This window comes from Austwickia sp., assembly GCA_016699675.1.
Taxonomy (GTDB): Bacteria; Actinomycetota; Actinomycetes; order Actinomycetales; family Dermatophilaceae; genus Austwickia.
Window position 1 is genome coordinate 1,609,863 of sequence record CP064985.1, and the last position, 22,701, is coordinate 1,632,563.

General features: G+C 72.9%; 24 protein-coding genes, 1 pseudogene and 1 riboswitch. Of the genes and pseudogenes, 11 read left to right on the forward strand and 14 right to left on the reverse strand.

The window, feature by feature from the left end; all coding sequences use genetic code 11:
* Positions 1 to 15: 15 nt before the first annotated feature.
* Positions 16 to 285, reverse strand: coding sequence for a hypothetical protein (locus IPK37_07390; protein QQS02158.1), 270 nt, complete (start codon positions 283 to 285; stop codon positions 16 to 18).
* A gap of 165 nt (positions 286 to 450) precedes the next feature.
* Here IPK37_07390 and IPK37_07395 point away from each other — a divergent pair, with 165 nt between their 5' ends.
* Positions 451 to 1,350, forward strand: coding sequence for a DMT family transporter (locus tag IPK37_07395; GenBank protein ID QQS02159.1), 900 nt, complete (start codon positions 451 to 453; stop codon positions 1,348 to 1,350).
* A 28-nt stretch (positions 1,351 to 1,378) separates the two neighbouring features.
* Here the strand turns inward: IPK37_07395 and IPK37_07400 are convergent, their stop codons facing one another.
* Positions 1,379 to 2,254, reverse strand: a complete 876-nt coding sequence (locus IPK37_07400) for a fructosamine kinase family protein (GenBank protein ID QQS02160.1) — start codon at positions 2,252 to 2,254, stop codon at positions 1,379 to 1,381.
* Between the two features lie 205 nt (positions 2,255 to 2,459).
* On the opposite strand from IPK37_07400, the gene IPK37_07405 reads away from it, so the two are divergent.
* Together IPK37_07405 and IPK37_07410 are read left to right on the forward strand one after the other, a co-directional pair.
* Positions 2,460 to 2,900 (forward strand): hypothetical protein, encoded by a 441-nt coding sequence (locus IPK37_07405; GenBank protein QQS02161.1) that lies wholly within the window; start codon positions 2,460 to 2,462, stop codon positions 2,898 to 2,900.
* Between the two features lie 52 nt (positions 2,901 to 2,952).
* Complete coding sequence (locus tag IPK37_07410; protein ID QQS02162.1) at positions 2,953 to 3,318, forward strand: nuclear transport factor 2 family protein; 366 nt, start codon at positions 2,953 to 2,955, stop codon at positions 3,316 to 3,318.
* Between the two features lie 4 nt (positions 3,319 to 3,322).
* On the opposite strand, the gene IPK37_07415 is transcribed toward IPK37_07410, so the two are convergent.
* On the reverse strand, positions 3,323 to 4,360 hold the full coding sequence (locus IPK37_07415) for a Glu/Leu/Phe/Val dehydrogenase (GenBank protein ID QQS02163.1): 1,038 nt from the start codon (positions 4,358 to 4,360) through the stop codon (positions 3,323 to 3,325).
* A 94-nt stretch (positions 4,361 to 4,454) separates the two neighbouring features.
* Positions 4,455 to 4,775 (reverse strand): DUF2853 family protein, encoded by a 321-nt coding sequence (locus IPK37_07420; protein ID QQS02164.1) that lies wholly within the window; start codon positions 4,773 to 4,775, stop codon positions 4,455 to 4,457.
* Between the two features lie 296 nt (positions 4,776 to 5,071).
* Here IPK37_07420 and IPK37_07425 point away from each other — a divergent pair, with 296 nt between their 5' ends.
* Both IPK37_07425 and IPK37_07430 read left to right on the forward strand, forming a co-directional pair.
* Positions 5,072 to 5,872, forward strand: a complete 801-nt coding sequence (locus IPK37_07425) for a MerR family transcriptional regulator (protein ID QQS02165.1) — start codon at positions 5,072 to 5,074, stop codon at positions 5,870 to 5,872.
* Between the two features lie 271 nt (positions 5,873 to 6,143).
* The gene (locus IPK37_07430; protein ID QQS02166.1) at positions 6,144 to 7,352 is read left to right on the forward strand and encodes a Fic family protein; all 1,209 of its coding nucleotides are present in this window, start codon (positions 6,144 to 6,146) and stop codon (positions 7,350 to 7,352) included.
* An 85-nt stretch (positions 7,353 to 7,437) separates the two neighbouring features.
* On the opposite strand, the gene IPK37_07435 is transcribed toward IPK37_07430, so the two are convergent.
* Entirely contained in the window at positions 7,438 to 8,361 is a 924-nt protein-coding gene (locus tag IPK37_07435; protein QQS02734.1) for an endonuclease/exonuclease/phosphatase family protein, read from the reverse strand.
* A 256-nt stretch (positions 8,362 to 8,617) separates the two neighbouring features.
* Between IPK37_07435 and IPK37_07440 the strand changes: the two genes are divergently transcribed.
* Positions 8,618 to 8,875: a hypothetical protein gene (locus IPK37_07440; GenBank protein QQS02167.1), complete on the forward strand. Its 258-nt coding sequence runs from the start codon at positions 8,618 to 8,620 to the stop codon at positions 8,873 to 8,875.
* Between the two features lie 19 nt (positions 8,876 to 8,894).
* Here the strand turns inward: IPK37_07440 and IPK37_07445 are convergent, their stop codons facing one another.
* On the reverse strand, positions 8,895 to 10,130 hold the full coding sequence (locus IPK37_07445) for an amidohydrolase (GenBank protein QQS02168.1): 1,236 nt from the start codon (positions 10,128 to 10,130) through the stop codon (positions 8,895 to 8,897).
* Between the two features lie 12 nt (positions 10,131 to 10,142).
* Positions 10,143 to 11,060 carry an LLM class F420-dependent oxidoreductase gene (locus IPK37_07450; GenBank protein QQS02169.1) on the reverse strand — a complete coding sequence of 306 codons (918 nt, stop codon included), beginning with the start codon at positions 11,058 to 11,060 and terminating at the stop codon, positions 10,143 to 10,145.
* A 176-nt stretch (positions 11,061 to 11,236) separates the two neighbouring features.
* Here IPK37_07450 and IPK37_07455 point away from each other — a divergent pair, with 176 nt between their 5' ends.
* Entirely contained in the window at positions 11,237 to 12,196 is a 960-nt protein-coding gene (locus IPK37_07455; protein QQS02170.1) for a DUF389 domain-containing protein, read from the forward strand.
* Between the two features lie 168 nt (positions 12,197 to 12,364).
* Positions 12,365 to 13,045 carry a thiamine phosphate synthase gene (locus IPK37_07460; protein QQS02171.1) on the forward strand — a complete coding sequence of 227 codons (681 nt, stop codon included), beginning with the start codon at positions 12,365 to 12,367 and terminating at the stop codon, positions 13,043 to 13,045.
* Positions 13,046 to 13,114: 69 nt separating this feature from the next.
* On the opposite strand, the gene thiH is transcribed toward IPK37_07460, so the two are convergent.
* From thiH to thiS, 4 genes are all read right to left on the reverse strand, one after another.
* Positions 13,115 to 14,377, reverse strand: a complete 1,263-nt coding sequence (gene thiH / locus IPK37_07465) for a 2-iminoacetate synthase ThiH (GenBank protein ID QQS02172.1) — start codon at positions 14,375 to 14,377, stop codon at positions 13,115 to 13,117.
* 1 nt (position 14,378) lies between these two features.
* Positions 14,379 to 15,254 carry a thiazole synthase gene (locus IPK37_07470; GenBank protein QQS02173.1) on the reverse strand — a complete coding sequence of 292 codons (876 nt, stop codon included), beginning with the start codon at positions 15,252 to 15,254 and terminating at the stop codon, positions 14,379 to 14,381.
* A riboswitch (TPP riboswitch) is annotated at positions 15,245 to 15,343 on the reverse strand. Its footprint overlaps the gene before it by 10 nt.
* 152 nt (positions 15,344 to 15,495) lie before the next feature.
* Positions 15,496 to 16,188, reverse strand: a complete 693-nt coding sequence (gene thiF / locus IPK37_07475; protein QQS02174.1) for a sulfur carrier protein ThiS adenylyltransferase ThiF — start codon at positions 16,186 to 16,188, stop codon at positions 15,496 to 15,498.
* Positions 16,188 to 16,415 carry a sulfur carrier protein ThiS gene (thiS, locus tag IPK37_07480; protein QQS02175.1) on the reverse strand — a complete coding sequence of 76 codons (228 nt, stop codon included), beginning with the start codon at positions 16,413 to 16,415 and terminating at the stop codon, positions 16,188 to 16,190. Before thiS ends, thiF begins: the two co-directional genes overlap by 1 nt.
* A gap of 101 nt (positions 16,416 to 16,516) precedes the next feature.
* Between thiS and IPK37_07485 the strand changes: the two are divergent.
* Positions 16,517 to 17,550 (forward strand): annotated as a pseudogene (locus tag IPK37_07485) (hypothetical protein).
* Between the two features lie 232 nt (positions 17,551 to 17,782).
* The gene (locus tag IPK37_07490) at positions 17,783 to 18,085 is read left to right on the forward strand and encodes a hypothetical protein (GenBank protein ID QQS02176.1); all 303 of its coding nucleotides are present in this window, start codon (positions 17,783 to 17,785) and stop codon (positions 18,083 to 18,085) included.
* A 3-nt stretch (positions 18,086 to 18,088) separates the two neighbouring features.
* On the opposite strand, the gene IPK37_07495 is transcribed toward IPK37_07490, so the two are convergent.
* Entirely contained in the window at positions 18,089 to 19,015 is a 927-nt protein-coding gene (locus IPK37_07495; protein ID QQS02177.1) for a hypothetical protein, read from the reverse strand.
* Between the two features lie 178 nt (positions 19,016 to 19,193).
* On the opposite strand from IPK37_07495, the gene IPK37_07500 reads away from it, so the two are divergent.
* Positions 19,194 to 21,560, forward strand: a complete 2,367-nt coding sequence (locus tag IPK37_07500) for an excinuclease ABC subunit UvrA (GenBank protein QQS02178.1) — start codon at positions 19,194 to 19,196, stop codon at positions 21,558 to 21,560.
* A 174-nt stretch (positions 21,561 to 21,734) separates the two neighbouring features.
* On the opposite strand, the gene IPK37_07505 is transcribed toward IPK37_07500, so the two are convergent.
* The gene (locus IPK37_07505) at positions 21,735 to 21,989 is read right to left on the reverse strand and encodes a hypothetical protein (GenBank protein ID QQS03039.1); all 255 of its coding nucleotides are present in this window, start codon (positions 21,987 to 21,989) and stop codon (positions 21,735 to 21,737) included.
* 195 nt (positions 21,990 to 22,184) lie between these two features.
* Entirely contained in the window at positions 22,185 to 22,379 is a 195-nt protein-coding gene (locus IPK37_07510; protein QQS03040.1) for a hypothetical protein, read from the reverse strand.
* Positions 22,380 to 22,701 lie beyond the last annotated feature (322 nt).

Here is a 22,701-nt window from a genome sequence, read left to right on the forward strand (position 1 = left end):
CAGGTGAGCCGGAGGCTACCCCGCGGGCGCCGCGTCGCCCCCGTCGCCGGAGGCCTTGCCGTCGGAGGCCTTGTCCTCGGCAGCACGCCGTACGGCGTCGTCGGCCTCCTCGGGGCTGGCGACCGGGGACTCGCTGACCCCGGTGGCGAGCACCTGGGGGTCTGCCGCGCCGGCGACCGGCGGCATGGCCTCCGGGTGGGCCTCGCTGGCGGTGCGTTCGACGGGGGTCGCCGCGAGGTCGGACAGGGGGTCGCGGGGGCCGGCGGGCGAGGAGGAATCGGTCATGGCCCCTTTCCTACCAGCATCGGACAGATCGGGCGATGGGCCAGCGACCCCTGCCCGCGCAGGGAGACGGCCGCGGGGAAGGCGACTGCGTGCGGAGGGTGCTTCCTGGGGAAGCTGGGGTAGCCGGGCCAGACCCCTGTCACGCGGGGCTGATTCACTACTGCCGTGTCCCGACGCTCGCTGGTGCTCTTCCTCATCCTCGGGGTGGTGTGGGGAATCCCGTACCTGCTCATCAAGTACGCCAACGCCTCCTTCGACCCCGCCACCCTGGTCTGCCTGCGCACGCTGATCGGGGGCGCGGTCCTGTTGCCCTTCGCGCTGCGGCAGGGCGCGCTGCGGCCGCTCCTCGCGCGGTGGCGGTGGGTGCTCGCCTACACGGTGATCGAGGTCGGCATCCCCTGGCTGTCCCTCACGCACGCCGAGCACGTCATCCCGAGCGGCCTGGCCGGGCTGCTCATCGCCGCGACGCCGGTCGTGGGCGCGATCCTGTCGCACCTCACCGGCCGCGACGAACAGCTCGGTCGCGCCGGCGGGGTGGGGCTCGCGCTGGGCCTGGGCGGGGTGGCGCTGCTGTTCTGGCGCGAACTCGCCGTACCGTCCGGACCCGGCTCCGGGATCGCCATGGCCGAGATGGCCGCGGTCGTCCTCTGCTACGCCGTGGGCCCACAGATCCTCGCGCGGCGGCTCTACGACGTACCCGGCCTCGGGGTGATCGTGGTCAGCCTGCTCATCCCGGCGGCCGTGCTCGCGCCGTTCGCGATCGCGCACTGGCCGGCGCGCGTGGAGCCCTCGGCCGCGGTGGCGGTGGTCCTCCTCGGCGTCCTGTGCACGTCGGTGGCGTTCCTGTGCTTCTTCGTCCTGGTCGGCGACGTGGGCCCGGTGCGGACCACCGTGGTGACCTACGTCAACACCGCCGTGGCTGTCGCCGCCGGGGCGGTGCTGCTGGGCGAGCCCGTCACCGTGCTCACGGCGATCGGCTTCGTGAGCATCGTGGGTGGGTCCGTGCTGGTGCAACGGCGGCGCCGCCCGGGGCGGACCGCCGCGGCCGGGACCGCTCAGGCGTAGCGCCGCCGGTCAGGCGCAGCACCGTCGCTCAGGCGTAGCGCCGCAGCGCGGCCAGCGCAGAGTCGCCGTACCCGCCGCCGAACAGGATGGCGTGCACCAGGAGCGGCGGTAGCTGGTACCAGCTGACCCGGTCGGGCCAGCCCTCGGCGAGGGGGAAGGCCTCGTCGTACGCCGCGAAGCACGCCGGCCCGAAGCCGCCGAACAGCGCCATCATGGCGAGGTCGATCTCGCGGTGCGCCCAGTGGCAGGCCGGGTCGATGAGCCAGTTGCGGCCCGCCCGGTCCACGACCCGGTTGCCGGCCCACAGGTCCCCGTGCACGAGGGCCGGTGGCTCGACCGGCCCGCACAGCTCCGTCGCGCGCGGCGCGCACGCCTCCAGGAGCTGCCGGGCGCGCCGATCCAGCCGGCCCATCCCGATGGCCTTCTCGACCAGCGGTCGGAGGCGGCGGTCGACGAAGAACTCGGGCCAGTCCGCCGTGGGCGACAGGTCGATCTCGGCCGATCCGAGGTAGCCGGCCATGGCGTCGTCGATGGCGCCGAAGGTCGGGTGGCTGGTGCCATGCAGGGCGGCCAGGCCCCGCCCCAGCTCCTCCTCGACGGCCTGTCCGGGCCGCCCGCCCGCGACGTCGATCCACTGCAGCACGAGTCCTCGGTCAGAGGCGCGCAGCACCTCGGGGACGCCGAGCGTCGCGGGCGCGTGCTCGCGCAGCGCGCGCAGCCCGGCCGCCTCCCGGGCGAACATGTCGGGCTTGGGCTGCGGGTGCGTCTTGACGAACAGCGGCCCGTCGTCGGTGTCGAGGCGGTAGGACGAGGCGATGTCTCCGCCGTGCACGCGGGTGGCGCGGCGCACGCCGAGGCCGTCGATCAGGTCGGGGGCTAGATCGGCGGGCAGGTCGGTGCTCATGTCGGCAGTCCATCACGTCCGCGGCGGGGCCGCCGGGCGACCTCGTCTGGGCCCGCCGGGATCCCGGGCGTGACGCGACAGACGCGCTGGTCGGTTCAGGGTGCCGGGGCCCCGGTCGATGCGGCAGACGGTACGCCGCACGACGTACCCGCCCCTCCCCGCCGCTCGCGTCCGCGCGCGAGCCCTGCCGGTGAAGGAGCCCACCGTGACCGTGCTGCGTACGATCTCGACCGCCGACCTGCCGCCCGCCCTGCCGGGCCACGACGAGCTGCCGGACTGCATGGCCGGCCGCGCCCCGGTGACCCGCGATTGCTGCAGTTTCCACCAGGTCGACTGGAAGCGGGCGGTGCGGTTCGCGACCTGGGCCTGGTACTGCCGCGAGGGCGACGAGACCCCGCAGGAGCGCATGGCCCGGGTGACGGACGTGCCGGAGTGGCTGGTCAGGGCGGCCGCGTCGCTCTTGACCGACCCGATCCAGCTCGCGCTGCGCGGGGACCATCCGGCGGCGATCGCGGGCGGTCACCTCCGGGCGGCGGTGCTGCGGCAGCAGGGCTGCAAGTACGCCGTGGTGGCGCACGACTGGCCCGCGGACGAGCCGATCGCCGGCGAACTGATCGACCCCGCCGCGCTGCCGCACGCCTCCTGAGGACGGGGACCTCGCCGTTGCGTGAATCTGCGGGCGGGGCACACTGTCGGGCATGAGCGAGACCGAACGGAACCTGGCCAGCGTGCGGCGCTATTACGCCCTCGTCGACGCCGACGACGTCCCCGGGCTCGTCGCGCTGTTCGCGCCCGACGCCGTCTACCGGCGGCCCGGGTACGAGCCGTTGCGCGGGCGAGACGACCTGACCGCGTTCTACTCCGGCGCACGGGTCATCGCGTCGGGCCGGCACACGATCGAGACGGAGGTCGCGGGGCCCACGGGGGTGGCCGTCAGCGGCCGGTTGGCGGGGGTGCTCAAGGACGGTACGGCGCGCGAGCTGCGCTGGGCGGACTTCTACACGTTCACGCCCGAGGGCCTGTTGGCGACCCGCGACACGTTCTTCTTCGCGCCGATGGTCTGACCCGCTAGGACGTCCGTGCGGCCGTGAGTCGGGCCCGGCCGCGCGCCAGGGCCGCCTCGACGACGCTGCCCTGGTGTCGCGGGGCGTCGGCGTACAGCTCCAGCACCCGCGGCCCGATCGCGTCCACCGCTTGCTCCAGTTCGCGCTCGGACCAGCCGACGGCTCGCGCGTGCTCGTGGATGACCCCGCCCGCGTTGGCGACGAAGTCGGGGACGAACGAGATCCCCGCGTCGAGCAGCTCGCGCTCGCAGGCCGGCTCGTCGAGCGTGTCGTTGGCGGCGCCGGCGATCAGGCGGCAGCGCAGGCGCGGTACGACGTCGCGGGTGATCACCCGGGCCACCGCCGACGGGGCGAAGACGTCGCAGCTCGTGGTGACGATATCGCCGGGTGCCAGCACTGTGCCGCCGCAGTCGGTCGCCACGGCTTCGGCGCGCGCCTGGTCCACGTCCGCGACGAGGACGCGCCCGCCGTCGGCCGCGACGAGCCGCGCCAGGCAGCCGCCGACGCTGCCCGCGCCCTGCACCGCGACGCTGAGCCCGGCCAAGGAGTGGGCGCCGAAGACGTGCCGGACGCCGGCGCGCATCGCGGCGTATACCCCGCGCGCCGTCCACGGCGCCGGGTCGTGGTCGGCGCAATAGACCTTGGCCCCGCGGGAGCGCAGGACGGCCATGTCCGCCAAGGTCGTGCCCATGTCGACGCCGGGGATGTAGCGGCCGCCGAGGCGCGCAATCGCGTCGCCGTACGCCTCGAACAACGCCCGCCGCGCCTCGTCGTCCCGGTCGCGTCCGTCGTGCAGGATGACCGACTTGGCGCCGCCGTAAGGCAATTCCGCGAGCGCATGCTTCATGGTCATCGCGGCGGCGAGGCGCTGGGCTTCCTCCACGGCGGCCTCGGTGCTCGGGTAGGACCGCCAGCGCACCCCGCCGAAGCCCGGGCCGAGCGTCGTGTCGTCGAACGCGATCACGGCCTTGAGCCCAGTGGCCTCGTCGCGGCACGTCACGATCTGCTCGCTGCGCCAGGGGTCGAACTGCGCGGGGGTCATGGACTTCTCCTTGCCGGGGGTGGTGCGGTGAAGGCCCGGGTCGCTGCCGACCCGGGCCTTCATCCTCGCGGCGAACGGGTCGCCGGCGCAGGGATCAGCGGAACATGTCGAGCTTGTTGAACTTCTCCGCGAGGAGGTAGTAGACCGCGATGCGCGTGTTGCGGGTGCCGTCCTTCATCTTCGCGCCGACCTCTTTGATGGCGGCGTCGAGCTTGTCGTCGGAGTCGGTCAGTCCGAGCTTCTTCTTGAGGAAGCTCTCCCGCACAGTCTCCAGCTCCTTGGCGTCGCTGAACGACACCAGCGCGGAGTCCTGCTTGCTGAGGACGAGCTGGTAGGTCTTCACCATGTTGGCGATGACGGCGTCGTCGGCCTTCGGGGCGTACTTCTTGATGTCGGCAGCCCAGTCGGTAGCCATCTGTGTTCCTTCCAACGAATAACCCCCGGCGAGCCGGGCCCCGGCCGCGTCGGCCGTCGAGACCACGGTAGGTGCGACGCGCGGCCCATGGCCAGGAAAGCGACGGCGACGCGCGGGCCACTTCTTGACTCGCACGGCGGGCTGCGGATCCGGGCGTTTCGGACATCGCCGCTGGTCATCTCGTTCGCCTTGCTGGCCTGCGCCTGGCCCTCCGCACGGGGGCGCTGGGGACCGCGCCGGGCCGGTCGGCGTCGGCGGCTTGACCCTCACGCGGCGTGATAGCCCACGCTGATCTCATGACCGAGACGACGCGGCAGGGGGTCACCCCGCACGAGCCGCTGACCGTGGGGCAGGTGGCGCAGGCCTTCGGGGTGACCCGACGGACGCTGCATCACTACGACGAGATCGGACTCGTCGTACCGAGCGAGCGGACGCACGCCGGCTACCGGCTCTACACCGAGCTGGACCTGACGCGCCTGCAGCACGTCGTGGTCTATCGCCGGCTCGGGTTCGCCCTGGAGGAGATCGCTCTCCTGCTGGACCAGCCCGACAGCGTCGTGGAGCACCTGCGTCGGCAGCGCGCAGCGGTCACATCCCGCCTGAGCGAGCTGCGCGGGCTCGTGACGGCCATCGACCACGCATTGGAGGAAGCCATGAACGACCGACCGATCACCGACGCCGAGAAACGCGAGCTGTTCGGCGACGGCTGGGGTGAGGAGTATGCCGCGGAGGCCGAGCGCCGCTGGGGTGACACCCCCGCCTGGAAGCAGAGCCAGGAACGGACCGCCGGCTACACGAAGGCCGACTGGGAGCGCATCAAGGCCGAGGGCGAGGCCGTGAACGCGGAGTTCGCGCGGCTATTTGACGCCGGGGCTGCGGCGGACGGCGACGAGGCCGCGGCCGCCGCCGAGGCGCACCGCCGCAGCATCGAGTCGCACTACGACTGCGCGCACGTGTTCCACGTGAAACTGGCGCAGATGTACCTCGCGGACGCCCGCTTCACGGCGTACTACGACGCGATCCGGCCCGGCTTGGCGCAGTACGTGCACGACGCGATCGTGGACAACGCGGCTCGCCACGGGGTCAATCCGGCGTGACGAACGGCGCCTGAGCCCTGCCCAGCCGGGTCCCAACCTGGGGTGCGTCGGCCCCCCTCCCGTGGGTGCTCACCCCGATACCTCGGGTGAGGCAGCTCTCCTGACGGCGGGTGGACTCACGTACGCACGTGAGTCCACCCGACCGGGCGTGAGTCAGCTCCTCTGATGTGGCCCCAGCAGCTGCCACCACTCGGGCGTCGGCCCAGACGCACGCGACGCCAGGTCCTATTGATACCCTCAGTTACGGCGTAAGTGATGCTACCGTTGCCCGGTGGCGTCAGTTTCTGACTGGCCGGCAGTCGCGTACGAGTCGGTCGTGTGGGGGGTCAACTCCGAGTCGGGCCTGCCTCGCGCGGACGCGAGGCGCGTCGGCACGGCGTACCGGGCGGCCGTTCCGCCCTCGATCGCCGAACTGTCACCAGCGCTGTCGGCGCAGGCGGCCGCGGACGTCGAAGAGGCGGCGATGGCCCTGCGGGCCTTCGACGCCACGCTCGGCGGCGAGATCGCGCCGTTCGCGGCGGTGCTCCTGCGCTCTGAGTCGGCCGCCAGCTCGCAGATCGAGAACCTCAGCGCATCGGCACGCAAGATCGCCGAGGCCGAACTCGGCGGCACCGCCAGCGAGCACGCCCGCATGATTGTCGCCAACGTGCACGCGATGGACGCTGCCCTGCGGATGGCGGATCACCTCGATGAGGCGGCCGTTCTGGCCATGCATGGGGCACTCATGGCTGCCTCCGATCCGGACATCGCCGGTCGGTGGCGCACCGATCAGGTGTGGATCGGCGGGAGGGCGGCCTTCGGTCCTGGCACGCCGCACGACGCTGACTTCGTGCCGCCGGTGGCTGAGCGCGTGCCGGCCGCCATGACCGACCTCATGGCTTTCACCAGGCGCGACGACATGCCGGTGCTCGCGCAGGTGGCGATCGCCCATGCGCACTTCGAGACCATCCACCCGTTCCCGGACGGCAACGGCCGCACGGGCCGAGCCTTGCTGCATGCGCTGCTGCGTGCCAAGGGCGTCACCCGGCATGTGTCGGTGCCGATCAGCGCAGGACTCCTCACCGACACGGCGGGCTACTTCGCCGCCCTGACCTGCTACCGCGATGGGGACATGGAACCCATCGTCAGGGGCGTCGCCCGAGCCGCTCTCCTCGGCGTGGCGAGCGGTCAGGAGCTGGTGGCGGACCTGCGCGAGATCAGGGCGAGTTGGGACGACGCGCTGACCGGGCTGCGCAGCGACGCGGGCGCGCGACGCCTCGCGGATGGTCTGCTGCGACACCCGGTCATCGACGCGCCCCTGGCGCGGGAGATCCTCGCGATCCGCAACAACGAGCATCGGCACATCGAGGCGTTGGTGGAACGCGGCATCCTCATCGGCCACACCGACTTCAAGACCCGGAACCGGAGTTGGCGCGCCCCGCAGATCCTCCACGCCCTCGATCGGTACGCCGAGCGCGGCGGCCGTCGCCGCCTGCACTGAGGGCGATTCCGCCGGAACGGCGTCGGCGCGGGGCGCCGGGCTACGGGCGCGGCGATGGTCGGAGCGACCGCGGCGGCGCAACTGATCACCTGGGGACGGCGTAGTCCACCAGCACCGGCGCGTGGTCGCTCAGCCGTTCCTCGCGGCTCGGCTCGCGATCGACGTACGCAGCTACCGCCGCCCGTGCCAGACCCGGCGTCGCCAGGTGGTAGTCGATCCGCCAGCCGCTGTCGTTCTCGAACGAGCCACCCAGCCAGCTCCACCAGGTGTACGGGCCCTGGGTGTCGCCGTGCAGCCGGCGTACCACGTCGACCAACCGCCGCGGCCCGATCACCTCGTCCAGCCAGGCGCGCTCCTCCGGCAGGAAGCCCTCGCAACGCTGCTGCCGCCGCCAGTGGTGTACGTCGAGGGGGGTGTGAGCGATGTTGAGGTCGCCCATCAGCAGGAACTCGCGGCCGGCGGCGCGCGCCGTACGCCGGGCCGCGGTCAGGTGCCGCGCGAATCCCGCCAGGAAGCGCATCTTGCGCGCGCACTTTGCCCCGCCGTCCGGCGCCTCCCGCATCCGGCCCGGGACCTGCAGCTCGGCCGGCAGACCGCCCTTGGGCAGGTACAGCGACGCCACGGTCACGGGCACGTCGGCGAGGTCGACCTCGACGTACCGCCCCTCGGTGGCGAAGGCGCGCAGCTCGCGCGCGAGGCGACCGCGCTCCTCCGGCACGGCGAGCTCGACGTGCCCGTCCCCCGGCGCGCGCGTCAGCACGCCCGCGCCCCAGCTGCGCGCCGCCGCCGGCCGCGCCCTGGTGAGGGCCGCGACGCCGTTGCGGCCGGCCAGCTGCCCCGCGTCGTACGTGAGGTGGTAGCTCCCGAACACGCCCGCCGGCAGCTCGCCGACCGGGCAGCGCACCTCCTGCAGCGCCACCACGTCGCAGTCCCGCCGCGCCAGCCACGCCCCGAACCCCCGCCGCTGCGTCGCGCGGATCCCGTTGACGTTGAAGGTCGCGATGCGCAGCACGCCGGCCAGGCTAACCTGCCGGTACGCCGGAGCCTGTGGATGACCGCCGCGGAGCAGGGCGGGGGTCCGACACACTCGCCTCATGCCCGCTCCAGGCGCAGGCCCAGGTCCAGCACCAATCTCAGGCCCAATCCCGGCCCCGATGCCATGCTCAGGCCCACCGCACCCCCGCGACCCTGGGCGCGCGCCGCGTGCCGCGGGGAGGCCGATTCACGCCCTCTTCGTCGGGGCGCTCGCGCTCCTGCTCGTCGGCGTGACCGCCATCAGTTCGGTGGTCGGGGCCACCACCGCGTGGGCCCTGGACTTCTGCGGCCCGCGCGGGACGTGCGGCACCGTCCTGGCCGTCCGCCGGCTCTGGCTCGTCGGCCCCCGGGTCATCACCTCGGCGGCCGTGGTGCTCGCCTGCGTGTCCTGGTCCGGTCGCCGCCGGCCGGCGACCTGGCTGGGCGTCGGGCTGGCCGCCCAGCTGGTCCTGACGCTCGTGTCGTCGGCCCTGATGGAGACCGTCTAGCCCAGCGCCGTGGGGTCTGTCAGCTCTCGCCGGAGTCGGGGGCCGCCAGCGCCTCGAGCTTGCGGACGGCCAGCTCGGCGTACACCGCCGCCCCATCCGCGAGCACCCCGTCGTCGAAGTACGCGCGCGGCGAGTGATTGAACTCGGTCGCCATCGGGTCCAGGCCTGGCGGCACGGCGCCCAGCCCCAGGAACGACCCGGGGACCTCCCGCAGCACGAACGAGAAGTCCTCGGATCCGGCGATGGGGTCGACCCAGCGGTGGTGCCGCTCGACATCCCCGAACAGCTCCTCGACCACGGACCGCGAGAAGTCAGCCTCAGCAGGTGTGTTGGCGGTGATCGGGTACTCCGCGTGGTACTCCGCCGAGACCTCCAGCCCCCGCGCCGCCGCGATCCCGCGCGCCACCCGAGGCAGCACCTCGGCGGCCTTGGCCTGCGCCTCCGGGGAGAACGTCCGCACCGTCGCCTCGACGTACGCCTCGTCCGGGATCACGTTCCGCTTCGTCCCCGCGCGCAGCACCCCCACGGTGACCACGATCGGGTCGAAGATCGAGAACTCTCGCGTCACGGTCGTCTGGAGCGCCGTGATCAGCTCGGCCGCCGCCGGCACGGGATCCTTGGCGCCGTGCGGCGAGGACCCGTGGCCGCCCTTGCCCCGGAACGTCACCGCGAGCGCGTCGGAGGCCGCCAGCATCGTCCCGGGCTTGGTCGCGAAGCGGCCGTAGGGTTCCAGGGCGGAAAAGACGTGCATGCCGTACGCCGCGTCGACGCGCCGCCCCGCGGCCTCCAGCACGCCCTCCTCGACCATGATCTTCCCGCCGCCGAAGCCCTCCTCACCCGGCTGGAACATGAGCACTACGTCGCCGGGCAGCTCGCCCCGCCGGGCGGCCAGCAGCCGGGCGGCCCCGACCAGCATCGCGGTGTGCAGGTCATGGCCGCAGGCGTGCATCGCCCCGTCGATGTGGCTGCGGTAGTCGACGTCGACCAGCTCCTGCACCGGCAGGGCATCCATGTCGGCGCGCAGCAGCACGGTGGGCCGCTGCTTGCTCGGGTTAGCACCGCCGCCCCGCAGCACCCCGGTGACCGAGGTGGTCGCGCTGCCGGTGGACAGCTCCAGGCCGAGCGGGTCGAGGGCGGCCAGCACGCGCTCCTGGGTGCGCGGCAGGTCCAGGCCGATCTCCGGTTCGGTGTGCATGGCGCGCCGAAACGCGCGCAGTTCGTCGTGCATCTCGCGGGCATCCGTCAGGAGCGACATCGCGGTCCTCTCTCAGCGTCCGGTCGGAACGATCGGGGCCACCTGGCGCACGAGCTCCGCGACCAGCGGATAGGCGGCCGGCAAATGGGCGTTCGCCATCCCGACGATCACCTCGTCGGTGCCGACCTCGGCCAGCCGGCCCAGCCGGTCGACCGCCTGGTCGACGCTCTGCAGCGGCTCCCCCGACGCGGCTCGGCCGCCCGCGTCGCCCAGTGTCACGCGGGAGAGCACCGTCTTGTGGATCTCGCCGTAGTCCCGGCCGAGCCGGTCGCAGTGCCCGCGGAGGACGTCGTACTTCGCCGCCACCTTCTCCGGTCCCATGTCGAATATGTTGCAGCCGTCGGCGTACTGGGCGACCATCCGCAGCGTCTTCTTCTCCCCACCGCCGCCGACGAGGATCTTCGGGTGCGGCCGACTCAGCGCGGCCGGCACATTGAGCGGCCGGGCGAGCTGATAGTGCCGCCCGTCGTACGGGCTTTCGTCGCCCGTCCACATCTGCCGGCAGATCTGCAGGGTCTCCTCGAGGCGTTCGAAGCGTTCGGCGAGCGGCGGGAACGGTACGCCGAGGCCGGCGTGCTCCTCCTCGTTCCAGGCGGCGCCGATGCCGAGCCAGGCGCGGCCGCCCGAGAGGACGTCGAGCGTGGTCACGGTCTTGGCCAGGATGCCGGGATGGCGGTACGTGACGCCGGTGACCATGGTGCCGAGTTCGATCCGGTGGGTGCGGGCGGCGGCGTACGCGAGTGCGGTGTAGCCCTCCAGCATGTCCAGCTCCGGCGGGCCGATCATCGAGATCTGGAAGAAGTGGTCCATCACCCACAGCGAGGCCATCCCGGCCTCGTCGGCGTCCTGGGCGATGGCGGCGAACGTGGGGCCGATGGATTCCGGGGCCCCGGGCCAGCTGAAGTACGACACCTGCAGACCGATGCGCATGCGAGCATCCTGCTCGCCCGCGGCCCGATGCGCCAGGCCCGCGCCGCGCGGCGCCAGGCCCCTCGGCCCGACGCGGCAGGCCCACCGGCGCGCCGCGGCAGGCCCACCGGCGCGCCGCGGCAGGCCCGCGACCCGACCGACCACGGAGGCGCTGGTCGGCGGGGCATCATGAGGGCGTGTTGGTGCATCTGCGGCTCGTGGTCCCGGCGCAGCTCGCCCACCCCGTCCGCGAGCTGCTGGTGGGGGACCCGCGGATCACCAACGTGACCAACCTGGTCGGCGCCGGCATCGACCCGGCGGGCGATCTCATGGGCGCCGACGCGGCCCGGGAGAGCGCCGACGAGGTGCTGGGCGCCCTCCGCCGGCTCGGCCTCGGGCGGGACGGTTCGATCTCGATCACCGTGCCGCAGGCCACGCCGTTCGACGCGGCGGACCGGATCGAGGAGCTCGCCGACGGGGAGCCCGACGACAGCGTGATGTGGGACGTGGTGCTGGCACAGGCGAGCGACGCGGCCAAGCCGTCCCGGTCGTTTCAGCTGTTCCTCACCCTGGCCACGGCCCTCGCCGCGATCGCCGTGCTGACCGACTCGCCGATTCTCGTGGTGGGGGCCATGGTGGTCGGGCCGGACTTCGGCCCGGTCGGTGCGGTGTGCACGGGCTTGGTCTGTCGGCGCTGGCGGCTAGCGGTGCGGGCGGCCGCGCTCCTCGCCCGTGGCTACCTCGCGGCGATCCTTGTCGTCGCGCTCTTGGCCCTCCTCGGGCGGGCCGCCGGGGTCGTCACCGCCGATCAGGTCGCCGGGCCGCGCCCCCTGACGGGCTTCATCTGGCGACCGGACCTGTGGTCCGTGCTCGTCGCGATCATCGCGGGCATGGCCGGCGCGCTGGCCCTCACCGCGGAGAAGTCGAACACGCTGGTCGGGGTCTTCATCGCCGTCACGACGGTCCCCGCGGCCGGAAACCTCGCCCTGGCGCTCGCCACCTGGCTGCCCAGCGAGATCAACGGCAGCCTGGCCCAATTGGCCGTCAACGTGGTGGGGCTGCTGGTCGGTGGCGTCGCGGTCCTCGGCGGGCAACGCCTCTTCGGCACCGGTCCGATCACGCGCTCGGGCCACCATGGGATCGCCCGGGCCGACTGAGCCGCCCCCGCCGAAGAACCGAGGGGATGCGCGCGAGCGGCGCGGCGCAATGACCGTCGTGACCTGCACCGATGGTTCCATGGCACCAAAAGGGCAGGTCACGAGCGGTCGATAGAGGGAGCCAGGGCCCGGGCGAGCGATGCGGCGGCGGGTCACGATAATGGCCCCGTGGATCGCCCCGACGCCTCCGGATCACCGTCCGACGAGACCCGCCGATCGCTGTTGCGAGACGCCCGGCTCTACCTGTGCACCGACGCCCGCCGCGGCCCCGACGACCTGCGGACCTTCGTGCGCTCCTGCTACGCGGGCGGCGTCGACATCATCCAGATCCGGGACAAGCGGCTGGAGGCCCAGGACGAACTGGCGGCGCTCGCCATCCTGGCCGACGAGGCGCGGGCGGCCGGCAGGCTGTTCTCCGCCAACGACCGGGCCGACCTCGCCGTACTGTCCGAAGCCGATGTCCTGCACGTCGGCCAGGGCGACCTGCGCCCCGCGGACGCCGCCCGCCTGGCCCCCGGCGCCCTCCTCGGTCTGTCCACGCACGACGTCGACCAGATGCGCGCCGCGGCCGTCGACCCGGACGTCGACTACTTCTGCGCGGGGCCGGTCTGGCCGACCCCCACCAAGCCGGGCCGCCCGGGGGTGGGGCTGGAGTTGGTGAACCGGACCGCTACCACCATGGCCGATCTGGGCTCGACCAAGCCGTGGTTCGCCATCGGTGGTATCAGCGAGGACACCCTGCCCGCCGTCGTCGATGCGGGGGCGACCCGGGTGGTGGTCGTGCGCGTGCTCACCGCGGCCGACGACCCGCAGGCCACCGCGCGCCGCCTCCGGGCCGGGCTCCCCTAACCGGCGCCCCTCGCCGCCCGTCGAGGCGGCCCTAGCCGCAACAGGGTTCGCGACGATGCCGCGGGCGCCTCACGCCTCCAGGCGCACGTGGTCGGTCATCACCGGCTGCAGGCCGCGCGCCCGGATGGCCGCGCACATCTGCGCCACGTCACGCTCGTCCGCGATCTCGAACTGCTCGTCGCCGGTCGGATCGTCCGCCAGTTCCGCGGCGTGCTCGCCGACCGCCGTCGACACCCCCGCCGATGCCTTGGTGGCCACGAGCCCGAGCACCCCGTCGCGGAACTCGGCCCGCTCGCGCGTCGAGATCGTGATGCCGGCCGAGGGCAGGAACAGCCGGTAGGCACACATCACCTGCAGTAGCTCGCGCTCGTGCACGTCCGACGCCGGCACGACGAACCCCGGCAGCTCAGCCGCACTCGACTCCCCACTGCGCTCGGCCAGCGGCGCCTGGCCGCCGAGGATCGGCCGCAGCCGGGGCACCGAGAACCCGATCTCGGCGTGCGGGTAGGCCCGCTGAACCTCCTGCGCGTGCACGGCCGCGGCGTACGCGTCCCGCCGGAAGTCCGCCAACCCCAGCAGCGCCCCGAACGACACCCCGCGAAAACGCGCGGCCAGCGCGCGCTCCTGCGCCTCGAACCGGTAGCCGAAGTGCCGCTTGTACCCCGCCGGGTGGTAGCGCTCGTACGCCGCCACGTCGTACGTCTCCTGGTACACGCTGACGAAATCCGCCCCCGCCTCGTGCACGCGCCGGTAGTCGGCGACGTTCATCGGCTGGACCTCGATGCCGACGGTCCGGAAGTACGTCGCGGCCTGCCGCACCACCTCGGCGATGTACTCCGGCCCGGCGAACTTGGCCGACTCCCCGGTGAGGATCAGGATCTCCTCCAGGCCGGTCGCGGCGATCGCGCGTAGCTCGGCGGCCACGCCGCCGGGCTCGAGCCGCACGCGGGAGATCCGGTTCGTGGCGGAGAGCCCGCAATAGCTGCAGACGTTCTGGCAGTAGTTCGACACGTACAGCGGCGTGAAGAGCCCGATCGCGGTCCCGAACCGGTTTCGGGTCTCGCGCTGCGCGGCGGCAGCGACCTCCTCCAGCAGCGGCAGCGCGGCGGGCGAGAGGAGCGCGGCGAGGTCGTCGCGGGTGCGCCGGCTGCGGGCGAGGGCGGCGCGGACGTCGGCCGGACCGTACGCCGTGAAGTCCGCCGCCTGCGCCGCCGCGAGCACGCGACCCATGATCGGGCTGTCCATCCGGTCGAAGCTGGGGCGCCAGCTGAGCACGTCGACGCGCCCCTGGGCGTCTCGCGGCAGCGGCACGACCTCGGGGATCTTCGCCATCTCAGCGGCCCGCGGAGGCGGCGGCCGGGGCGCCGGCGCGGGAGGACGATTCCTCCGGGTCGTCGAGGAACCCGGTGAGCGGCGACGAGGCCGCGGCGCCCCGGTCCAGGACCCGACCGAGCCCCGCCAGGTGCGCCGCACGCCCCGCCTCGATGGCGCCGCGGAAGGCGGCGGCCATGGCCGGTACGTCGTGCGCGGTGGCGATCGCGGTGTTGGCCATGATCGCGGCGACCCCCATCTCCATGGCCTCGCAGGCCTGGCTGGGCCGCCCGATCCCGGCGTCCACGATGATCGGCAGCTCGATCTCGGCGAGGAGGATCTCGATGAACTCGCGGGTGACGAGCCCCTTGTTCGACCCGATCGGCGCCGCGAGCGGCATGATCGCGGCGGCACCGGCGGCGACGAGATCGCGGGCGACGATGAGGTCCGGATACATGTACGGCAGCGCCACGAAGCCCTCGGCGGCCAGCAGCTCCGTCGCCCGGAGCGTCTCGTGGTTGTCGGGCAGCAGGTAGCGGCTGTCGCGGATGACCTCGATCTTCACGAAGTCGCCGCAGCCCAGCTCGCGGGCGAGCCGGGCGATGCGGACCGCTTCCTCCGCCGTGCGGGCGCCCGAGGTGTTCGGCAGCAGGGTCACGCCCTCGGGGATGGCGTCGAGGATGTTGCCCGCGCTGCCGTCGGCGGCGGTGTGCGCGCGACGGAGCGCGAGCGTCACGATCTGCGCCCCGGCATGCTCGACGGCGGCCCGGACCAGGTCGAGGTTGTACTTGCCCGAGCCCAGGATGAACCTGGACGTGAACTCGCGGCCGGCGAGGACCAGAGGGTCGCCCGCGGCAGTACGCGCCGGCGTGCCGGCGGAGGAGAGGAGGGCGCTCACGGCGACGTCCCTTCGCTAGTGCGAACTAGATCAGGTTCCACGGGTGTGATCTCAGCCGCCCTGGCTCGGCGGCACCCCGCGTCGAAGCGCCCATCGTACGCCCGGGGTCACGGCGCCGTCCCGCGGGACGTACAGTACGGCTGAAGCCAGCCCTGGGAGCGTGAGCCGACCTGCGCAGATGTACGTCATGGAACGGCGGCGACGCAGTACTGTACGTCCGCCGGGACACCTCTGCGTCGCGTCACGTCTCCAGGCCGAGGATCACCCGGATCGCCAGCATGGCCTGGGCGCCCGCGCAGGCCATGACCCGCGGCGCCACCATCGGTGCCCCGGTGCCGATGTCGCTGGTCTCGTCACCGCAGAGCCACCAGCGGGCCCCGACGCGGCGGGTGGCGATCGTGTCGGTGCGGTCGTGTCCGGCCATGCCGGAGGCGCCGATGAGAACGACGCCGCGCTGTCCCAGGAGCGTCTCGGTGAGCATGGCCTTGGCGATGGGGTCGTCGAAGGCCTCGCAGACGACGGGGGCGTCGGCGAACAGCTCTGCCGCGTTGTCGGCGGTCACCCGGGCACGGGTCGTGCGGACGTCGACGTACGGGTTGATGGCGGCGATGCGCGCGGCGATGGCGTCGGTCTTCGGCCGGCCGAGGTCGGCGATGTCGTACGCCTGCCGATTGAGGTTGGCCAGGTCCACCACGTCGAAGTCCACGAGCCGCAGGTGTCCGACCCCGGTGCGAGCTAGCGCAAGCGCGATCTGCGACCCGAGGCCGCCGAGCCCGGCCACCCCGACCGTCGCGGCCTCCAGCGCCGCGACGTGGGCCTCGCCCATGCGCCCGGCGAGCGCCGCCCGCACCTCGGCGCGGCTGGGCGTCGGTGCGGGATCGCCGCCCGCGGAAGGCTCGTGCGAGGTCGTCGCACGGTCGGCGGGGTTCGCCATCAGCCGCCGCCCATGAACTGGACGATCTCGAGCCGGTCACCGGCGCGCAGGAGTCGCTCGGAATAGGCCGCCTTCGGGACGATGTCGCCGTTCAGCTCGATGGCGATCCGATCGAGCACGTAGCCCGCTGCCGCCACGAAGGCCTGCAGGCTCTGCCCGGCCGCGGCCGGCTCCGGCTGACCGTTGACGACCACGGGGTCGCCTCGGTCGTCACGTGCCTCCGTCATCAGGCTCCTCCGATCACCGGCGGGACCGCGGGACCGGCGCGGCCGCGGGCTGGGGTCGGCCACGATACCCGCGCCGCCGAGCGTTGTCGGTGCCCGGTGCCATGCTGCGAAGCGTCCCGAGGACGACCGTGACAGACCAGCAGCGAGGGGACGGTTATGGACCACGACACCACCGGTCCCGGCGGCGACGGGCAGCTGGCGGAGGTCATCGAGTTCCCCCTGTGGCGCCGTCGGGTGGTCGGCCCGCCAGAGTCCGCCCGCCACGAGGCCGGCCGTGCCGACGTCGAAGGCCTGACCGACGGGATCGACGGGTCCGCCGACACGTGGGACGACGGGGCCGACATCTGGACCGACGAGGCGCTCGCCGACGACTCGGGCCTGCCGCCGGCCCGCGCCGACCGGGGCAGCGCGTGCATGGCCGAACTCGTGGCGATGATGACGGCCGACGGCGCGGACGTCGTGGCGTTCGCGCGCTCGCTCCCCGCGCGGTTCCGGCCGCGCCTTCCGGCCGACCTTCGCCTCGCGGCCGGTTTCGGCGCGGATGCTGCCGTGGCTGCCGCGGGCCGGTGACGGCGCGCCACGTCATCGCTCGGTTCGTCACCGGCGGTCAGTCCGGCGTGGATCGAGCGGCCCTGGTCGTCGCGGTGGAGTGGGGTTTGCCGTACGGCGGATGGGTCCCGGCCGGCGGCTGGGCTGAGGACCGCCCGATGCCGCCCGGCGTCCTCGCCGACTACCCCCAGCTGCGGCCCACCCCACCGCGGCCCCCGCCCAGCGGACCGAATGGAACGTGCGGGACTCCGACGTCACGTTGCTGCTGGGCCCGGACGAGAGGGCCTCGCCAGGCTGCGCAGCCACCGTGGCCGCGTGCCGCAGACTCCGGCGCCCGTTGATCGTCGTCGACGACGTGCCTCCCGCCAAAGCCGGAGCCGAAGCCGACGCCAATGCCCGGGCCCAAGTCGTGGCCGAGCGCACGCTGCGGCACCTCGCTCGGCACGGTGGCGGCCTCACGGTCAACGTGGCCGGCCCTCGCGAGAGTGAATGGCCGGGTGCGCACGAGAGCTGCGTCATGCTCCTCGCCGCGATCCTCCGCGTGGACGGGCGCCGCCTCGGTATAATCCCGACATTCTCGCGGTAGACCCACCCCTCGTGACGAGAAGATGCGTCCCTACCAGGTGATTTCCCGTGCACAGATGTTTGACATGGCCTTATGTCCATCCTTTACTTATGTCAAGACTTGACGATGCTTGCATGGGAAGTCGCTTTGAAGTCACCGGCCACGGCGGTCAGACCGTGGTCGTACGGCGATGCCCGTGGAGACGACCGCGGGGGGATCCGGGCGCAGTGACGCGCCGGGAAGGGTGGGGCATATGCACTCGCGCACGATTTCCGACCATGTCACGGCCGGGGTGCTCGGCACGATGACGTACGGCGCATGCGCCCTCTTTCACCTCGGCACGCCAATTCGCGTCGGGACGGCGCTGCTGCTGTACGCCGTGCTCACGGTCTCCTTCGCCAGCTATCGCCGGCAATTGGCCGGGCTCCAGCCGACGCACCCGCGGGCCAGCACCGACGACCTGGCGCCGGTCATCGCCTCGATCGACGGTGCGGTGGGGGACGCAGGGGATGCCACCCCGCCCGCCCCGCGCCGTCGCCGCCTCCGCGCGGCGTAGTCCCTAGTCGGTTTCCTCCGTCGGCGGCGGATTCGGCGGGATCCATTCGATCCCGAGCGTCCCGGGTCCGAAGTCGCGCCGGAGGACCCTGGCGCTCCCGGGACCCCCGGCCACGGGGCTCGACACCTCGACGGCATCGCGCCGCTCCACCGCCATGGCCACGTCGGGGCGCGCCCCGGTCGGGAACCTGACCTCGACGAACGCCTCGCGTACCGAGCCCACGGCGACGACCAGGCACTGGCCGCGCTCGCGCCGGAAATCCGGGACCCGGCTGAAGCGGATCTCGTACTCCAACACGTGCGACCCGCCCGGTGGGATGGGCGGCAGCGCCAACTGCGCGATCGTGAACGAACTGTCGGTCTCGCTCACGGCCCGCCGTACCGTCCCCCCGACCAGGGCATCGACCTCGACGAGCACCCCCGCGAAGGGATGGCCACCCGCGACGACGTACGTCTCGATCGGCTGCGCGGACAGGACGATGATCTCCCGGGACCGGATGACCGGGGTGTTGCCGAGCGCGTCGGCCCAGCCGATGGTCTGCTTCGAGACGACGGTGGCGTCGCGATCGAGGGTGTCGTTCCAGTCGGCGAGGATCGCGTCGACGACCCGGCGGCGGTCGACCACGTCCGCGAGTTTCGGGACGCCCGCGCCGGAACGCGTCGGACCCGTGGGGGGCGGCGCGACCGTGGCGAGCCGGGCCAGCGAGCCGCGGGGGGCGCCGAGGATGACCTCCAGCGCGCCGATGGCGGCGAGTGACGTGAACCGGCTGGGCGCGCTGCGCCCGCTCTGCCAGTAGCTGAGGGTGGCCGCGCTGATGCTGTGCCCCATGAGGCGAAGGTGGGCGGAGATGCGGTCCAGGCCGAGTCCGCGGGCATCGATGGCGGTGCGCAGCGCGTGATGGAAGAGGGGCGGTCCCGCGGGGTCGGTCATCGCCCGCCTCTCCGTGCTCAGCGCCGGTCGTCGGTTGGGTTGGTGTGTTAAACCAATACTGCCCCACCGCTTTTCGCCGATACAGCAGCGGGTGTGTCCGCCCGCGGCCGGCCGCAGGCGGCGGCCGGCCCCGGCCGCGCCCCCTTGCTCCGAGCGGCCGGGCGGCTACCGTGGCCGCGTGCGCGAAGCCTCAGCGGAACACCACGACCAGATCCGGGTGCAGGGCGCCCGCGAGAACAACCTGCGCGACGTCGACGTGGTCCTGCCCAAGCGGCAGCTCACCGTGTTCACCGGCGTCTCAGGCTCGGGAAAGAGCTCGCTCGTGTTCGGCACGATCGCCGCGGAATCACAGCGCCTCATCAACGAGACCTACAGCGCGTTCGTCCAGGGCTTCATGCCGAACCTGGCCCGCCCCGACGTGGACGCGCTGGAGGGGCTGACCACGGCGATCATCGTCGACCAGGAACGGATGGGGGCGAACGCCCGCTCGACGGTCGGTACCGTCACCGACGCCAACGCGATGCTGCGGATCCTGTTCAGCCGGTGCTCGGAGCCGTACGTCGGGCCCCCGAGCGCCTTCTCCTTCAACGTGCCCACGGTCACCGGCGGCGGGGCGGTGACCGTGCAGCGGGGCGAGCACGCCAAGGCGGTCAAGCGCAGCTACACCAAGCTGGGCGGGATGTGCCCGCGGTGCGAGGGCATGGGCTCGGTGAGCGACATCGACCTGGCGCAGTTGTTCGACGAGACCAAGTCGCTGGCGGACGGCGCCCTGACCATCCCGGGCTACACCCCGGGCGGCTGGAACTACCGGCTCTACGCGAGTTCGGGCTTCGTGGACCCCGCCAAGCCCATCCGCGACTACACGGCCCGCCAGCGCCACGACTTCCTCTACCGCGAGCCGGAGCGGATGAAGATCGAGGGCATCAACATGACCTACGAGGGTCTGGTGCCGCGGATCACCAAGTCGATGCTGGCCAAGGATGTCGAGGCGATGCAGCCGCACATCCGCGCGTTCGTCGAGCGGGCGGTCACCTTCACCACGTGCCCCGAGTGCGGCGGTTCGCGGCTGGGCGAGGGAGCCCGTACGGCGACCGTGGCGGGCCTCTCGATCGCCCAGGCCTGCGCGCTGCAGATCAGTGACCTGATCGAGTGGGTCAATGGTCTCGACGAGCCGGGCGTGGCACCCCTCCTGGCCGGGCTGCGGCACCTGCTGGCCTCGTTCGTCACGATCGGGCTGGGCTACCTGTCGTTGGACCGGCCGTCGGGCACGCTGTCCGGAGGGGAGGCGCAGCGGGTCAAGATGGTGCGGCACATGGGGTCGAGCCTGACCGATGTGTCGTACGTCTTCGACGAGCCCACCGTCGGCCTCCACCCGCACGACATCGCCCGGATGAACCAGCTGCTCCTGGCGCTGCGGGACAAAGGCAACACCGTGCTCGTGGTGGAGCACAAGCCGGAGGTCATCGCGATCGCCGACCATGTCGTCGACCTGGGGCCGGGCGCGGGTTCGCACGGTGGGACGGTGTGCTTCGAGGGGACAGTGGCCGGGCTGCGGGCGAGCGACACCCTGACGGGCCGGCACCTGAGCTACCGGGCCGCGCTGAAGTCCGCGCCGCGCCAGCCGTCCGGGCACCTGGCGATCCGCGGCGCCACCAGCCACAACCTGCGCGACGTCGACGTCGACATCCCGCTCGGCGTGCTGTGCGTGGTTACGGGAGTGGCGGGGTCGGGCAAGAGCTCGTTGATCCACGGGTCCCTGCCCGCCGACGCAGGGGTCGTCGCGATCGACCAGAGCGCCATCAAGGGGTCGAGGCGCAGCAATCCCGCGACGTACACCGGGATGCTCGACCCGATCCGGACCGCGTTCGCGAAGGCCAACGGGGTCAAACCAGCGCTGTTCAGCGCGAACTCGGAAGGTGCTTGCGAGAGTTGCGGGGGCGCCGGGGTGATCTACACCGACCTGGGCATGATGGCGTCGGTGTCCAGCCCGTGCGAGGACTGCGAGGGCAAGCGGTTCGACGCGAGCGTGTTGGAGTACCGGCTCGGGGGCCGCGACATCAGCGAAGTGCTGGCGATGCCGGTCGACGAGGCGCTGGCGTTCTTCGGCGGCAGCGCGCCCGCCTCCGGGGTGAAGATCCCGGCCGCCGCCAAGATCCTGGGCCGGATGGCGGACGTCGGGTTGGGGTACCTCACGCTCGGGCAACCGCTCACCACGCTGTCCGGCGGGGAGCGGCAGCGGCTGAAGCTGGCGATCCAGATGGCGACGGACGGCGGGATCTACGTCCTGGACGAACCGACGAGCGGGCTGCATCTGGCCGACGTGGCGCGGCTGTTGGAGCTGCTGGATCGGCTGCTCGACGCCGGGAAGTCGGTGATCGTGATCGAGCACCACCTGGCGGTCATGGCCCACGCCGACTGGATCATCGACCTCGGCCCGGGCGCCGGCCACGACGGCGGCCGGGTGGTGTTCGAGGGTGTTCCGGCCGATGTGGTCGCGGCGCGCTCGACGCTGACGGGCGAGGCCCTCGCGGCGTACGTGTCCTGACGCGTCGAGTGGCGCGGCTCGGCAGGGCGCGCGTCGCACGCGCCGTACGGCGGGGCCGCGCACCCGCCGCACCGTCGTCCCCGGGTGCCCCGCGCGCCCGCCTGTCCCGCCCCGATCGGTGACTTCGGGGCGTTGTGGGGCGACGCCGCACCGATCGGAGCGGACGGAGCGGGGTCAGCGGCCGGCGGCGCAATCGGGAGCGGCGAGGTGCGCACGCATCGCCCGTAGCTGGGCGATGAGCAGGGGCAGCTCGTTCTCGGGTACGCCGATGCGGCCGGGCGCGTTGAGCTCGGCCACGGCGGGCCGTACCCGCAACAGCAGCTCGATCCCCGCGGCCGTGATGGTGATCCCCGCGGCGCGCCCCCGTCCGCCCACGCTGGTGCGGCTGACCAGGCCGCGGGACAGCAGGCTGTCGATCAGCGGGTCCATGCTCTGGGGTCACCAGGACGGCCCGCGCGAGGCTCGCCTTCGTGAAATCGTCGCCATCCTGAAGACAGGCCAGGACGCCGAACTGGGTGGGCGTCAGGCCGAACCGGGCGAAGAGCTCGCGGAATCGGCGGGCCACGACCTGGGAGGTCTGGATCAGCTCCCACAGCGGCAGCTCGGGTGGCTTCATCCGACCGCTCATCGGGACCTTCTGCTCAGGCGGCGTGCGGCCCCCGCGATCCCGGCGGCGACGGGCAGCGCCACCGTCGCGACCGGCCGGGCGAGCGGGTGGGCGGACGCCGTGATCCAGCGGACCGGCTGGAGTGACTCGCGGACCGCCCTGGCGGCGTAGTCGCGCATCTCGTCGGTGGCCGACTGCAGCGCCGCGCTCACGGTGAGCCTCCCCGCCCGCCACGTCGGCGAGGGCCACCGTCAGCCGGTGGGCGTCGATGATCGCCGTAGCGGCACCCCGGCCGCCGGTCGGGGGCATCACGTGCGCGGCGTCCCCGATGGCCGTGACCCGCCGGGGCGTCCACGGCGCGATGCGGTCGGGGTCGGCGGCCAGGAAGCGGAACCCGCCGAGCGTCTCCGGCTGGGCGCGTCGCGGGAGCTCGACCAGCTGGGGCCGCCACCGCCGGCTCTCCAGGAGGCTGGCGGCCAACCCCGCGAGCTCATCCTTCCCCAGCTCAGGCAGCGCCCGCGGTAGTTGGGCCGC

Bases quoted from the DNA above. Each gene is read 5' to 3' on its own strand.
- IPK37_07390 (QQS02158.1), bottom strand. From the start codon at position 285: ATGACCGATTCCTCCTCGCCCGCCGGCCCCCGCGACCCCCTGTCCGAC.
- IPK37_07400 (QQS02160.1), bottom strand. From the start codon at position 2,254: ATGAGCACCGACCTGCCCGCCGATCTAGCCCCCGACCTGATCGACGGC.
- IPK37_07410 (QQS02162.1), top strand. From the start codon at position 2,953: ATGAGCGAGACCGAACGGAACCTGGCCAGCGTGCGGCGCTATTACGCC.
- IPK37_07415 (QQS02163.1), bottom strand. From the start codon at position 4,360: ATGACCCCCGCGCAGTTCGACCCCTGGCGCAGCGAGCAGATCGTGACG.
- IPK37_07420 (QQS02164.1), bottom strand. From the start codon at position 4,775: ATGGCTACCGACTGGGCTGCCGACATCAAGAAGTACGCCCCGAAGGCC.
- IPK37_07425 (QQS02165.1), top strand. From the start codon at position 5,072: ATGACCGAGACGACGCGGCAGGGGGTCACCCCGCACGAGCCGCTGACC.
- IPK37_07445 (QQS02168.1), bottom strand. From the start codon at position 10,130: ATGTCGCTCCTGACGGATGCCCGCGAGATGCACGACGAACTGCGCGCG.
- IPK37_07450 (QQS02169.1), bottom strand. From the start codon at position 11,060: ATGCGCATCGGTCTGCAGGTGTCGTACTTCAGCTGGCCCGGGGCCCCG.
- thiH (QQS02172.1), bottom strand. From the start codon at position 14,377: ATGGCGAAGATCCCCGAGGTCGTGCCGCTGCCGCGAGACGCCCAGGGG.
- thiF (QQS02174.1), bottom strand. From the start codon at position 16,188: ATGGCGAACCCCGCCGACCGTGCGACGACCTCGCACGAGCCTTCCGCG.
- thiS (QQS02175.1), bottom strand. From the start codon at position 16,415: ATGACGGAGGCACGTGACGACCGAGGCGACCCCGTGGTCGTCAACGGT.
- IPK37_07490 (QQS02176.1), top strand. From the start codon at position 17,783: ATGCACTCGCGCACGATTTCCGACCATGTCACGGCCGGGGTGCTCGGC.
- IPK37_07495 (QQS02177.1), bottom strand. From the start codon at position 19,015: ATGACCGACCCCGCGGGACCGCCCCTCTTCCATCACGCGCTGCGCACC.
- IPK37_07505 (QQS03039.1), bottom strand. From the start codon at position 21,989: ATGGACCCGCTGATCGACAGCCTGCTGTCCCGCGGCCTGGTCAGCCGC.